At 75.5% G+C, this 14,557-nt stretch carries 4 protein-coding genes; 2 read left to right on the top strand and 2 right to left on the bottom strand.

What is annotated here, in order from left to right:
• Positions 1 to 456: 456 nt before the first annotated feature.
• Together ACIPSC_RS36185 and ACIPSC_RS36190 are read left to right on the top strand one after the other, a co-directional pair.
• Positions 457 to 1,245 (top strand): hypothetical protein, encoded by a 789-nt coding sequence (locus tag ACIPSC_RS36185; RefSeq protein ID WP_400833567.1) that lies wholly within the window; start codon positions 457 to 459, stop codon positions 1,243 to 1,245.
• Positions 1,246 to 1,289: 44 nt separating this feature from the next.
• Positions 1,290 to 2,303 carry an AMP-binding protein gene (locus ACIPSC_RS36190; protein ID WP_400833570.1) on the top strand — a complete coding sequence of 338 codons (1,014 nt, stop codon included), beginning with the start codon at positions 1,290 to 1,292 and terminating at the stop codon, positions 2,301 to 2,303.
• A gap of 19 nt (positions 2,304 to 2,322) precedes the next feature.
• Here the strand turns inward: ACIPSC_RS36190 and ACIPSC_RS36195 are convergent, their stop codons facing one another.
• The gene (locus ACIPSC_RS36195; protein ID WP_400833573.1) at positions 2,323 to 3,126 is read right to left on the bottom strand and encodes a G1 family glutamic endopeptidase; all 804 of its coding nucleotides are present in this window, start codon (positions 3,124 to 3,126) and stop codon (positions 2,323 to 2,325) included.
• A 45-nt stretch (positions 3,127 to 3,171) separates the two neighbouring features.
• Positions 3,172 to 14,550 (bottom strand): hypothetical protein, encoded by an 11,379-nt coding sequence (locus ACIPSC_RS36200; protein WP_400833576.1) that lies wholly within the window; start codon positions 14,548 to 14,550, stop codon positions 3,172 to 3,174.
• Positions 14,551 to 14,557 lie beyond the last annotated feature (7 nt).

Raw genomic sequence — 14,557 nt, forward strand, 5'->3', positions numbered from 1 at the left:
GTTGGCGCCGGCGGCGAGCTCTGCCGGCGGGGCGAAACGCCGCTCCTCCTTGAGCAGGTTGGCCAGGCTCTCGTTGCTCAACGCGCACTCCTCATGCTGTTCTTGCTGTTCCCCACCGGTTCTCGGCGGGAGGCGGCCGTTCCCGGCGGCTCCTCCCGATCCTCGGGGCCGCCGACGAGTGCTCCGGCCCGGAACGGGAAGAACTCTCGGTACCCGGCCCCAAACCTTTCGGTACCGGGCCGGCCACCGGTCGGACCGCACCCCGGCTCAGCACCACCGGCCGAAACCCCGTCAACCGGCCAAATCCTTCGGTTCCGACCGTCATCCGTCCCCGTCCGGCGGGTCCTAGCGTGACCACCGGCGGCGTCCGACGGTTGGGCTCCGTCGAGCGGCCGCACCCGTCACGCACAGGTCGGCCCCTCGCCCATCGGGGGACGGTAGGAAGGGGAACAACGGATGGCGCAGCACAGGGCGACGACGGAACGAACCGAGCGGGGGGTCGCCGCCGGCCCTCCGACGCACCGGCCGCTCGCCGCCCTCGCGGCCGCCGCCGTGCTGCTGACCTGCGGCTGCGCCGGCGGACCCGGAACCCACACCGGCGCCGCCACCGCGAAGCAGGCCGCGGCAGCGAGCGTCTTCCCCGACGGGTCGGAGGCTCCGGAGGACGCCGTGCCTCCGGGCGGCCTCGGCGATCCGGCCACCGCGCCGACCGGAGGCACGGTGTTCGACCCCGACGGTCCCCGCGCCCCCGCCTACGGCGGCCTGGGCACGCTGACCGCCTGCGACTCCGGGCGGCGCCTGGCCGTCCTGGACGCCCCGCTGACCGATGTGCCCGACGGTGCCCGGGTCGGCGCCACCGGGCCCACCGGCGCCAACGGCGAGGAGTGGCTGGCCTGGACCGAGCCGGACGGCGGCCTCGTCCTGCAGTCCCTGCTCTCCAGCGGCGCCCCCGTGCCCAGGCTGCTCACCGCGGAGCCGGCCGGCACCGCCGCCGTCCGGGACGAGGCCGCCGCGGGCACCGCCGAAGCCGCGGCGCAGCGCTGGCAGCTCACCGACCGCCGGCCGCAGCCGGGCGCCGCCTCGGCGGACGGCTCCGCCACCCCCGACTGTCTGCGGATCAGGACCCAGGACGGCACCGGCTGTCTGCTCGACGAGGGTGCCGACGTGCCGCTGGCGGTCGGCGACTGCTCCTCGCGGGCCGCCTGGTGGAGCCCCCAGGGGCTGTCCGCCCCGACCGGCGTCTGACCGGCCCGCCCGAGACCGACCGCACCGACCGATCGGAGCCCGCCATGCCGTCGACCGACACCGACACCACCACCGCCCGCCTGTCGCCACAGCCCGCCCCGGCCGACCCGGACGGCGCGGTGGCACTGTACGCCGTCGACGCCGACGGCACCGGACGGGCCGTCACCCGGCGCGAACTGGCTGCACAGGTCGACCGGACCACGGCCGCGATGCGCCGGCTCGGCGTGCGCCCGGGTGACCGGGTGGCCCTGCAGCTGCCGCCGGCCCCCGAAGCCGTGGCCGCGCTGCTGGCCTGCACCCGGATCGGCGCCGTCGCCACCACGCTCCCCCCGGCGTCCCGGCACCACGATCCGGCCGACGAGCTGGCCCGGCGGCGCCTGCGGCGCGTCCACCTGCTGGTGACGACCGACGACGCGCGCCCGGCCGGGGGCGGGGGCGCCGCACCCGCGTCGCCGCCGGTCCTGACGGTGCGTCCGGCCGACGGAGCGGGCCGGGCCGAGGAGGGCGGGAGTCCGGGGTGGCACCCCGCCCGCAGCGCGCCCCCGGCCGGGCGCGGCCCGGCCGGACGCGGCCCGTCCGCTCCGGTCCCCGACGAGCGTGCCGCCGCCGTCCGCCTCGGCCTCCGCGGCCCCGGCGACGTCTTCTGGTGCGCCGCCGAGCTCGACCGGCTGGTGCGCCACCCGCTGGCTGTCACCGGACCGCTGGCCCTCGGGGCCCCGCAGGTCCTGTGTGCGGACCCGGTCGGAGCCACCCATCCCGAACGCCTCCGGGAGACCCTCGACACCTACCGCGTGACGGTGTTCCACGCCCACCCCGACGCCCTGCACGAAGTCCTGTGGCGGTCCCGGGCGACCGACCCGCACACCCCGGACGCACCCGACCTGCGCGTCGCCGCCCCGTTCCCCGGCCCCGGCGCCCCGCCGGCGCCCGACCACTGGTACTGGGAGCGGGACCTCCTGCCCACACCGGCCTGGCGGCTGCGCCAAGGCCCCAACCCCTGGTCGCTCCCGCCCGCCGGCGACCGCCCGGGGTGCCCCGGTACGGCCGCCCAGCCGTGACCCCGGTGCCGGCCCGCCGTCACCGGGGCCGGCGATGCGTGCCCCTGATCCGGGTCCCCCAGTCCTTCCAGGTCACCCGGAAGGACGATCCGCCACCGGTCAGTCCGGAGGTGGTGGCCTTGAGGACACCGTCCTGCTTCATGATCACCTTCCAGGCGTCGGAGTCTCCGAGCGACTTGCCGTTGATCTTGGCGCTGGTGACCGCCACCCGAGCGAACTTGGTCAGGAAGTGAGTCCCCCGGGGCCCCATCCCCGCCTCGACGATCACCTCGGCGGAGGCCCGTTTGGGGTCGGTTCCCTTCGGCGGCTTCGCGTAGGTGACCTCCGTCCACTTCTTCGTGATGTTCCGGAGGAACAGCTCGTACGTGTCGTTGCCGATGTACTCGACCCTGGCCCAGAGCCGGTCACCGGGCTCGACCGGGTCGTTGTAGAAGACCGCGACGTCCGGCCACATCTCGAACCAGGCGGTGTACTCCCGCTCGCCCTCGGTGCAGCTCGACACCGTGCCGGTCTGCTGGACGGTGCCCTTGCCTCCCGCGCTGCCGTCCAGGCCGACCCAGATGGCCGCGAGCGTGTCGTAGGGGGCGTCCGTGCAGTCCGCGGCCGGCTCGGTCCAACGGGCCTCCACCGTGGTGAACGCCCCGGGTCCGCCGTGGACCAGATAGCCGGCCCAGCTCGTGGAGACCTGGGTCACCTCCGGCGCGCCCGCCAGCGGGAACCCCAGGAAGGCGCCGGACGGCTGCTGCACGGCGGGCGCACCGCCCAGGACCGCCGTCCGGGCCACCTCGGTGGCCGGCCCGAGATGGTGTCGTGCGGAGGACATGGCTGCTCCAGGAAGGGCTCGGGACGGCGACGGACCGCCGCCGACTCAGCTGGGGGACGGGTCGAGCGGGGACGACAGGTGCCTGAGCTGGAGCACCGGCCGCCGGAGTGACGGGTCGAGGGCGGAGTGGAGGCTGAGCCGGAAGGCCCAGGCCCCGCCCGCCGTCGCGGGCTGCTCGCGCTCGCTCCACGCGACGAGGGCCCGCATGAGCGCCGGGACCGTCGCCGCGTCGTACGTGCCCACGGTCGACTGGACGACCGGCAGCAGGGCCGACACCGGCGGGTCGCCGGCGACCAGGGTGTACGCGTAGCGCGCCCCGATCGCGACGGTCCGGTCGGCCGGGTCGCCGTCGAAGACCGCGTCGAAGACCGACCGGAGCGGGACGTCGTCGGTCGGGTCCCAAGGTCCGATGCCGATCGCGCCGGTGATGTCGATGAAGGGCACGACAGGCTCGGCCCAGCCGGCCTCCGGCGTCCGGTAGACGAAGGCCGGCTCGGTGTCCGGCCAGCCCTCGCCGAGCAGCCGCGCGTTGCGGGTCACCCGGGCCCCGGCCGACGCGTTCTGGTAGGCCGCGATGTGCACGGGCGGGAAGGTCAGCTCGAAGGTGAGCAGCGTGAACGCCGCGACGGTCCGGGGCGGGAAGGCGTAGCAGCGGCAGTGCCCGGTGTCGGTGCAGCCGCACTGTTCCGGGGCGGCGGGCGTGAGTTCGTGGCACGCGCCGTCCACCGTCACCCGGATGCCCGTCGGCCAGCCCACGCCGCCCGGTCCGGTCTCCACAGTGCGGGTCAGCCGCAGGGTCGTGTACCAGCCGTCCCGGGCGTCGAGTCCGAACGCGTACCGGTAGACGTCCGGGACCGGGCCGCCGGTGGACGCGCCGGCCTGCGGCGGGGGCGGTGGCCCGCCGGCCCAGTGCGCGGCCCAGGCGTCCGCAACCGCGGAGGCGAGCGTGCGGTACGTCTCCAGCGCGTTGGCCAGGGCCGTGCGCCGGTCGGTGTCGGCGTGCTCCCAGTCGGGCAGCCCGGCCAGCAGGCCGAGCATCGGGGCGGAGACCGCGGTGTACCGGGCCAGCGCGGTGAACAGGTCGTCGTCGGCCGCGGCGGCGGCCGCACCGGCGGGCCGGTTGAAGGCGACCCGGAGTTCGAGCGTGTCCTGCTCGGCCGACTGGTGCTGCACCGAGCATCGGTACGTCCAGTGCAGCGCGTCGCCGAGCGTGTCGGCCGAGGTCGGGGCGTCGGCGTGCTGGTCGAGCAGGATCGGCAGCGGCGGGTAGGCGCGCAGCGGGATCGGCACCCGCGGAGCACCGAGGTCGAAGTCCAGCGCGGGCGGTGAGCCGGAGGCGAGCGGCGTGACGAAGGCGAGCCGGTCGGAGCGGTCGTAGCCGTCGGCCTCCTGCTCGATCCCGCACTCCAGCTCGATGCCGGCGAAGTCGAGGGAGAGGTCGAGCGCGGCGTGCGCCGCCACGTCGGGGACGGTGACCAGGAAGGTGATCTGCGCGTCGCCGTCGGCGAGCGGGACGTTGCCGTTGGACACCGTCGCGGTCCGCAGGTGGTCGGGGACGTCGCGGTAGTCGACGACCGGGTTGCCGGAGAGCCGGGCGTACTGCTCCGTCCACGGGGTGGACGCGCTGGTGTCGTACTGGACGACGGCCGAGGTCGCGTAGCCGCGGGTGAGCGAGGCCAGCAGCTCCTGGCGGAGCCGTTCGACGGCCGCCGCCCGCTTCGGGTCGCCGCCGGTCGCCGGGGCGTCCCCCGGCAGGAGGCGGTGCAGCCCCTCGGCGACGGCTGCGGCGAGCGCCTTCTTCAGGCCGATGATCCCGTCGAGCAGGTCCCGGCGCAGCGCGTAGACGCCCTGGAGGTACGCGGGCGACAGCAGCAGCTCGACGTCGTCGAGGAACGAGCGGGCCCACACCTCCAGGTCGATGCCCTGGTAGTCGCGCGCCCGGCCCTCGGTCAGCTCGCCGGTGCGGACGTCGAAGCCGGGCGTGGCCACCTGCCGGCGGGCCGTCAGGGTGGTGCTCAGCGGGCGCAGGGCGAAGGTGCGCGGCTGCCGGGTGCCGGCGATCTCGCACGGGGGCTCGATGCGGACGCTCCCGATGCCGTCTGCGTCGAAGACGACCGCCCAGACGTCGGTGTCGGACGTCCGGCCCGGCGCCGTGGCCAGCCGCAGGGCGGGGACGGCGCGCTGGACCTGTTCGGCGAAGGCCGCCAGGGTGAGCGCACCGTCCTGGGCCGGATCGGTGCCCCGGGCGGCGGGGACGGCGGTCCGGGCGCGGGTGGCGGTCGCGGCGAGCGCCGGTTCGACCAGTGCGGGGTCGCGGGAGAGCTCCAGCGCCACGGTGAGGGGGAAGACGGGCGCGGGGAACGACCACTGCACGCCGTCCGGCGTCGGCTCCCCCAGCCCGGCGGTGAGCAGGGCGGCGGCCGGCGGGACGACCACCCGGGCACCGGCCCGCAGGAAGGCGAGGTCCGCGTTGGCCGCGGCGACGGCATCGATGCCGGTCGCCACGCCGCGCCGGCGGAACCGCTCGACCACGGCGGTGAGGGTGTCGTGGTCCGCGGTCGTCTCGGTGGGCACGGCGCCGTCCCGGTCGGGCTGCCGCGCACGCAGCACCTGTCCGGGCAGCAGCAGCTGCGGCGCGCCCGCGTTGGCCCCGAGCAGGGCGACCGCGGTGACGCCGAACCGGGCGGCGGCGGCCTCCGGGGTCACGCCGCCCTCCGCCGGCCGCCCGGGGAGTTCGCCGGGCGGGCAGACCAGCAGCGCCCCGGCCGCCAGCACGTCGGTCCGGCTCCCGATGGCGGCGGCCAGTGCGGCGAGGCCGACCGGCGGGCCGAACAGTGCGCAGACCTCGGCGAACGAGGCGGCGGCGGCCGTCGTCACGCTCTCGCCCCCGATGGTGACGGTGACGCCCGGCGCGACGGTCTCCGGCATCTCGGCGTTGACCACGACCAGGTCGGCGCCGGGGAAGTGCACGGCGAGAGCGTCGAGCGAGTCGCCGCCGCGCACGGTGCAGGGCACCCGCAGCGCGTCGCGGTCCCCGGGCCACGCCCACATCCCGGGCACCACCGGCGGTGAGTCGGCGAGGACCTCGACCCGGCCGTTGTGCCGGAGCAGCGCACCGGGGGTGGTGGCGTTGACGGCGGCGAAGCGCCCGAGCGGCTCGCCCGGTGGCACCGGTGTCGGGGTGGTGGTGAGGAGCACCGCGGTGCCGGGGGTGAAGAGGTCGACGGTGGTGGTGTTCAGCGGCGCGAGCTGCGCGGGTGTCAGGCCGGCCCGGTTGTCGCCCAGGGTGTCGCCGCTCTCGACGAGGTAACCGGTGACCAGCAGGTCGGCGTCCGCCCGGAGCATGCCCGGCCGGTCCGCGTTCAGCGAGACCACCTGGGCCGCGTCGAACGGCACGCCGAGCTCCCGGTAGGCGGACTCGACGCCGGCGAGCGTCGCCTCGCTGGCCGGCGGATCGTCCGCCACCTGGACCTTGACGCCGTTGCAGTCGAAGACGAACCCCGGGGTGAGCAGCCCCGGGCGGTCCCGGTTGGCCGCCACCAGCGTCCGGAGGGGGCAGCGCAGCCGGGCCGCGAGCTCGTCGGCCCGGGAGTCGGGCGGCACCACCACCGCGCGCGGCGGGGTGGTGAGCTCGACGGACGGGTTGAGCGGCACGGCGGTGTTGTCCTCGTCGAGCAGCACCTGCTCGGGGTCGAGCGCCGGGTCGACGGCGTGGCAGAGCCCGGCGACGGTGTCGCCGTTGCGGAACGCGGCGCCCACCGGTACGGCGAGTTCGTCGGCGTCGAGCATGGCATCGACGGCGGTGTCGGCGTTGGCGGTGCCGAGCGCGTCGTAGCCGACCCCGTACGTGGTGCAGAGGTCGTCGAGGGTCGCGGCGTCCGTGGCCGGTGCGGAGCCGGTCGCGGCGAGCGAGCCGAGCAGCGCGTGCGCGCCGGTCACGTACCGGCGCAGGACCCCGACGTCGACGGCGAGCGGGGTGGGGCCGGCTCCGGGCGGCTGCTGCAGCGAGGTGGACAGCGCCGCCCGGACATCGGGCCGGGCGACCTGGTAGTAGACCGGTACCAGGCGGTCGCGGTCGCGCTCCGCCGCGGCGGCGGCCGACGCGCCGGTCCCGGCCGCGCCCGGCTGGTGGGCGACGGCCTGGAAGTCGACGGTGACGGCCAGTTCCGCGAGGTCGCCGGCGGGCCGGACGTCGTACCGCAGGGTGGTCGACGGCCAGGCGCCCACGCCGACGACCGGGTCGGTGTACCGGACGGGCAGCACGGTCTGCTCCGGGGTGCCCGACCGGTTGCCGAAGACGTCCTGGAACCACACCGAGACCCGGGTCTGCGCACCGGCGGCGATGCCGGCGTACGGATCGCCGTCCGGGGGCGGCGCGGTGGGGACGGCCTTCGCGCGGTGCCGGGCGAACCGGTTGACGTCGACGATCCGGGTGAGGTCCCAGACCTCCTCGGCGGCCTCGCTCGGTACCCGGAGCCCGAGCTCGTCCGTGCCGTCGGCGGGTTGCGGTGACACCGCCCGGCCCTCGCCGCTGCCCTCGAACCACTCCGTCCGGTCGAGCTGGAAGCCGAGCAGCCCGTACAGGCGGCGCAGCCGGCCCTGCGGGGTGTCGTCGGCCAGCGGGTTGGCGAACCGTGCGGTGAACCCGACCTGCCCGGGGTCGACGGTGGCGACCGGGCTCAGCTCGGGCGGGTCCACCGCGCGGGCGGCGAGGGCGGTCGTGGCCGGGTCGACCCCGTCGCCGACCACGGCGAGGTTGGTGAACGCGTACAGGTGCCGGTCGGGGTCGGCTCCGCACTGCGAGGAGAGCTGGAGCAGCAGGGAGAGCCGGGCGAGCCCGTCCTGGTCGAAGATCGCGTCGGGCACCGCGTCAGGTGCCGCACCGGGCGCCGCCCCGTCGGGTGCTTGGCCGCGGTACTGCAGCCAGTAGCCGCCACCGCCGACGACGCTGCACTCGTAGAGCAGGGTGAGGAACCGGGGGCCGTCGGCGAGGGCCGCGAAGTGCTGCCCCGCGGTGGCGCTCCCGGCGGCGGAGCCGCTGTGGGTCCCGGTGCCGAGGTCGGTCCGGACGATGAACGTGCGGTCGGCGGCGAGCGGGGTCGAGGTCAGGCCCGGGGTGAGGCCGGGGGCCGGCGGCAGCTGCCAGAGCGGGGTGAGCAGCAGCTGCTCGCCGGGCGGCGCCGGCGGGTGGGCGCCGGTCGCCGGCCCCCCGGGGACGGTCCGCAGGTACGCCAGGAGCTGCGCGATCCGCTGCCGGTCGGCGTCGTCCGCGCCGAGCACCTCGACCGTCCCGGCGAGGCCCGGAATGCGGCGCACGGTGAAGGAGACCAGCGTCGCCCAGGCGTAGCAGCCGAGCTCGGTGGAGCGGGCGGTCGCGCCGGTCTGCGGCGTGGTCTGCTCCAGCAGGAACGCCGAGCCGCTGCGGTCCGACCCGGCGAGTGCGGTCAGGTCGTTCGGCAGCGGCCAGAGCGAGGGCGGGCCGGCGGGGGTGCCGGGCAGGTGGACGGGCGTGGTCGTCCGCCACGGGACCGCCCGGGTGACGGCGTGGCGGGTGCCGATCCCGTGCGCCGGTGGCAGGGCCGCGAGCGGGCTCTCGACGACCGGCGAGAGCCCGGTGGCGGGGTAGTGCTCGCGCAGGTCGGCGGCGGTGATCGCGACGACCGCGCTGTCGGCCCCGGCCACAGCGGGCCGACCCGCGTCCTCGTGGCGGGCCGGGTCGGCGAAGGTCAGCCAGTCGGCAGGCACGGCCTTGTCGACGGTGACGGTCACGACCGGGTCCTCCGCCGGTTCCGCAGGCTGGGCCGGGGGCGGCGGCGGGCCGGTGACCTGTTGGCCGATCAGCTCGTAGCCTCCGGTCATCGGCCCGGTGGCGTGGTACACCCCGTCGACCCGGACGGGGGCGGGCAGCCGCAGCCCGCCCAGCATGAAGCGCGCGACCTGGCCGCTCACGCCGGCGATCGCCGGGCCGTCGTGCATCGCGGCGAGGAGCTCGTCGATCCGCATCGACGGCACGTCGGGCACGGTGAGCCCCGGGCGGGCCGCCAGCACGCCCCGGTCGTCCGCGATCCGCCCGGCGAGATCCTCCAGCCCGAGCCCGTACGTCTGGGCCAGCGCCAGCAGGGTGAGACCGGAGCCCGTCGTGCCGACCGCGTCCGGCACCTCGACGGTGACCAGCGGGACGAGCGCGTCCGCAGCGGCGGCAAAGGCCTCGAACGACGCGTCGGGGAGCAGCAGCCGGTGCTGGAGCGAGCGGAGCGTGTCGTTCGGCAGGACCACGGCCGCGGCGCCGGCCGGGAGGCGGACGCCGACCGGGTCCGCCGTCCGGTTCGCCGTGCGGACCGCCTCCAGCCACGCGGCGAACGGCGTGCCGGGGGCGACGTTCTGGATCAGCGCGGCGTACGCGGCGACGTCGAGGACGGTGTCGCCCGGCAGGGTGGTCCAGGTCAGGGTGCCGGTGGACTGGTAGCCGGCGGGCACCTGGAGGGTCGGGGGCAGCGGCTGCGCCGGGTCGCCGTTGAGCCGGTCGATCGCCGCCTGGTACCAGTTCGCGAACGGCACGTCGCCGGGCAGGGTGCGGCCGAGCCGGACGTAGAAGACGGCCGCCGTGTCGTCGACGGAGAGCCCGGCGTGCACGAGGCCGGGCAGCGGCACGGTCGCGCCGGCGCGCAGCAGCGGGGTGGTGTCGCGCAGGTGGTCCACCAGCGCCGTCGGGTCGCTGCCGTACGCGTGCGCCAGCCCGGCGAGCGTCCCGCCGGCGCCGAGCTGCACCGGCAGCGTGCCCAGGGTGACCTCGGTGTCCGCGACGACGGGCCAGTCGGGGTTGGCGACGGCGATCGACTGCGGGGTGACACCGCGCACGACCGCGAGCGTGTCGCCGGCCCGCGCGGCGGCCAGCCGGTCCGGCAGGCCGGGGTCGAGCGCGAGCAGTTCGGCCGCCGTGACGCCGAGGGCCTCGGCCGCGTGGTCCACGGTGTCCCGGGGAGCGACCTCGTACGCCGTGGTGGTCGTCCCGAAGCCCGCGGCGATGGAGCCCAGCGAGTCGTCCTCCGTCACCTCGTGCGGGTAGGCGGCCAGCAGGTTCGCGGCGGCCTGCACGGTGGCGCGGGCGACCATCCGCAGGTAGTCGCGCAGCACGAAGGTCGCCATGGACTCGCTGGGTTCGTCCGCCGGGGCGCGGGCGGCGGGACGCTCGCCGGCCGGGATCGGGTCCAGCTCGGCGAAGTGGGCGATCGCCTCCGCCTCGTAGGTCGCGTCGATCTGCCGGTGGGCCGCGAAGTCGCGCTCCCGGTCGGCCGGGTCCGGCAGACCGGTGGCGGTCCACTTCAGCACCGGGAGCATCGGGAACGGGGTCCCGGAGGTGGCCTCCCGGGCGTCGCCCTCCGGGGTGCCGCCGATCACGAGGTGGACGTTGTTGGCCAGGAAGCCCCGGAGGTTGGCCCAGGTGAAGCCGGTGTCCTCGGCCTCGGCCAGGGCCAGTTGCTCCACCAGGTCGAGCAGGTCGTCGAGCGTGACGGCCGGGGAGGTGACGCCGAGCGCGTCGAGGCACCAGCGCAGCAGGCCGTCCGCGAGCCGGTTGAACGAGGTGTCGGCGGGCGTGTCCGCGCGCGGGTTGCGCGACACGTCGGGCCGCTCCGTCCCGGCGATGGTGACCGCGTCCGCCGCCACGGCGTTGTCGGCGAGCAGCATGATCACGAGACGGTAGGCGGGCTCGTCGTTCGCCGGCCGGGCCAGGCCGGTCCAGTCGACCGGGACGTCGGCGATCGTGTAGCCGGGGACGAGCGTGAGGTGCAGCGTCCGGGGCAGGCCGTCGGGGAAGACGTGCGCGTCCGGGTCGAAGTGCAGCCGGTACGGCGGCCGTTCCGCCGCCACGGGCCTGCTCGGCGCGATGCGGGCGCGCGGGGCGGCGAGGCGCCGGCGGGCCACGCCGGGGGCGAGCCGCCACGGCGGCGTGCTGTCGGAGCCGATGGTGAAGGAGGTCTCCAGCGTCAGCGAGAACGAGAACGAGACCGTGACGAAGAGGATCTTCACACTGGCGTTGGCCCGCACCGAGAGGCTCAGGGCCACGACGGTCGCCCGGTGGGCGGCCAGCTCGACGGTCGCCATCGCGGCGACCTGGAGGTTGACGTCGACCCGGACCACCTTGAAGTCGACCGTCGCGGTCAGCCGGCCGACGATGCCGACGGTGCCCCGGCAGGCGTAGTAGAGCTCGCTGCTCCGGCCGTCATCGTCCGGGTGGTACCAGGCCAGCACACCCTCGAAGATCACCACGAGGTTGACGAACAGGTCGGCCTTGAGCGGGCCGCGCTGGAAGGTGCGGCCGACGCCGATGGAGAGGCCGACCCCGAGTTCGAGGACCGGGCTGAACGTCCCGTCGGTGATCCGCGGCACCCGGGTGGAGGTGGCGCCGTTCAGCACGCCGAAGTAGAGGCCGCCCCGGCCGTTGAAGACGCCGGCCTCGATCGCGAACGAGTCGGTGAAGTCGCGGCCCGTCGGGAAGCCGAGGTCGACCCGGAAGTTGCCGTTGGTGTAGATGTCGACGGTGATCACGCCGAGCGTCACGGACACCGCGCCGAACTGCAACTGCCGGTAGGCGTCGGGGATCTGCAGCCGGGCGTGGAAGACGCCGATGTCGTCGGTGACCTTCCGGTACAGCAGCTCGACGTTCAGCCCGGCGAGCGATCCCGCCCGCGACCCGCGCAGCGCCAGCAGCACGCCGTAGAGGTCCGGGTCGTGCATCACCAGCTTGACCGCGACCGTGTCCAGGAAGGTCGCGTCGATCCCGAACAGCCACTGCGCGGCCGGGTCGAAGGCCGTCGTCGCCGGGTCGAGCGGCGGCTTGCCGGTGGCGGGGGCGACCGGGCGCATCGCCCGGACCATCGCGTCGACGACCTCGGCGACGCCGGCGGACCGGGCGAGGTCCGTGGGTGAGACGTGCTGACCCAGACCGAGGTAGCGCAGCGAGAACAACTTCTGGCCCGTACCGGCGGGTTGGGGCGGTGCCTGGGTGACCGGATCCCAGCTCAGCGGCTTGGCCGCGGCGTCCCCGAGCAGTTGGGCGTCCAGCACGACGTTCACCGCCGGGGTGCCGCTGGAGCGGTCGTAACTCAGGCCGACCGACGCGATCCTGACGAATCCGAGGTCCAGCTTCAGGTCGTGCTTCACGGCGACCTGCTGCCTGGTCGGGTCGACGGTCAGCTCCAGGCCGGTGAGGTCGATGCCGCCGAGGAAGTCCCACGGCGGGTCGAGCCGGAACGTCGCATTCGGGTTGACCAGTGCGACGAGGGCGGTGATCAGCTCGCCGAGGGTGCCGGTGAGGCGGACGGTGAGGATCCGGTGCCGGTCGGTCCCCTCGCCGGCCCAGGACGTGAGCGCGCTCAGCGAGAGGTCGCCGTAGGCGATCCTGAAGGTGTAGTCCTTGCCCGCGTCGGTGACCGACACCGAGGCGGTGACCTCGAACTTGTCGAGCGTGAAGGTCCCGGAGAGGCTGCCGGTGGTCACCGTGAGCGGCTCCACCTGCGCGGTGTCGCGCAGCGCGATCGCGAGGTGCTCGTCGGCGGGCGTGGCGCGCAGCGCGCGTTCGACGGCGGCGGTCAGCAGCAGCCGCAGCTCCATGCCGAGCAGTTCCTGCCCGACCGTCACCTGGAGGGTGCCGGAGGCCGCGTAGGGGTTGCCGGCGGCCGTGCTGAACCGGACGCTGAGGCCGGCGAGTTCGATGTGGAGGTCCTTCACCCAGTCCGGCGGCTCCTCGCCCAGGAGGCCGTGGACGAGGCGTGGCAGGTCGACGGCGCCGGTCATCATCGCGCCGAACTCCCAGCCGCCGGTGCCCGGGTACTGCGCCTGCGCGAGCAGTTCGATCGGATCGGCGTCCGGCACGGCGATCTCGCCCTTGCCGATCAGCAGGCCGGAGACACGGTTCTGCGAGACCTGCACCTGGAGCCGGAGGCCGGTCAGCGCGAGGGTGACCTTCCCCGCGTGGATCGGCCAGTCGCCGCTCACGGTCAGGCCGGCGGCGAACTCCTTCTGCAGCAGCGAGGCGTCCATGGTCAGCGACTCGCAGGTCAGGTCGGCGTCGACGGGCGGGCCGTCGCCGCCGAAGAACGCCCGGAACGCCTCGGCGATCGGAAGGGTGAACGGCGCCGCGGTGAACGCCGAGACCCCGAGGTCGGGCAGGGAGAGCCGGACCGTCACGACGACGTCGTCGAAGCCGGTGCGCGGCAGCAGCCCGCGCGCCACGCGTTCGGTGAAGGGTGCCTGCGAGCCTAGCGAGGACCCCGTCTTCTGCCCGAACCGCATGGTCCCGAACACGAGGCCCGAGATCAGCGTCCGGCCGCCCGCGAAGCTGAACACCCAGCGGGTGCCGACCCGGTCGACGGTCAGGTAGGGCACCGGCGGATCCCACGGCTCGTTCGAGACGATGCCGACCGCGGTGTACGACAGACCCGGCCCGCCGAGCGCGACCGGCACGATGCCGAATTCGAGGTCCTGGAGGCCGAACCGGTCGATCGCCGCGATGCCGCTCGGCAAGGTGAAGTTCGTCGCCGTGCCGCCGGTCAGCGCGGTCAGTGCCTGGATCCCGCCTTCGAGGCCGAGCGGCGGGTCGAGGGTGACGACCAGCGGCCAGACGTAGTCGCCGCTCAGCAGGGGTGCGGTGATGGTGGCCGTCTCCACCGGCTCGGTCGGCAGGCCCGCCTCCGCGAACAGCAGGACGGCCGAGCGGCGCTCGCCGGCCTCGGGTAGCGGACACGGGTCGGGGTGGTCGGTGGTCAGCATCAGGCCGACGGCCGAGACGTCCAGCTTGGAGAGTTCCAGCCGGACGCCCGGTGCGACCGCACGGAGCTCGATCACCGGCGGCTCGCCGGCCGGGAACGAGAAGGGCCCCTCGACGTGGAGGCGGTCGCCGAGGAAGTCCGCGTACGGGGCGAGGACGTCGCTGCCGGAGACCGAGCCGCTGCCGCGCACGAGTAGCGTGCCGGACAACCGCGGCCGGGCGCCGGCCGGCACGTTGACGGCCATGACGGACGGCTGGTCGAGGATCAGCGGGCCGATGACGCTCGCCCCGACGACCAGCCCGCCGTTCCCGCCGGCCACCGGGCGACGGCTGCCCGGCAGCGCGCCGAAGGCCTTCTTGAAGGTCCACGTCGCGGGCGCCGCCGTGCCGCCGAGCTCCAGCACCAGGGCCGCAGGCCCGGCGCCGGGCCGCGGGGTACCGGTGAGCCGCATCGTCCACGGGGTGCCGAGGTAGCCGGCGGCCCCGGTCAGCCAGGCGCTGTCCGACCCGCGGGAGGCGTGGCCGCCGGAGACGTCCAGGGCGCCGACGCCGAGCGCGTCGAGCAGCTCGGCCAGCCCCGGGAGCGTGTCGCCGGTGATCCTGCCGTCGCGGGCGGCGGCCTCGAACGCAGCGAGGATGTCGTCGAGTGATGACACAAGTCCT

The sequence above is a fragment of the Kitasatospora sp. NPDC090091 genome (assembly GCF_044747365.1).
In the GTDB taxonomy this organism is placed as follows: domain Bacteria; phylum Actinomycetota; class Actinomycetes; order Streptomycetales; family Streptomycetaceae; genus Kitasatospora.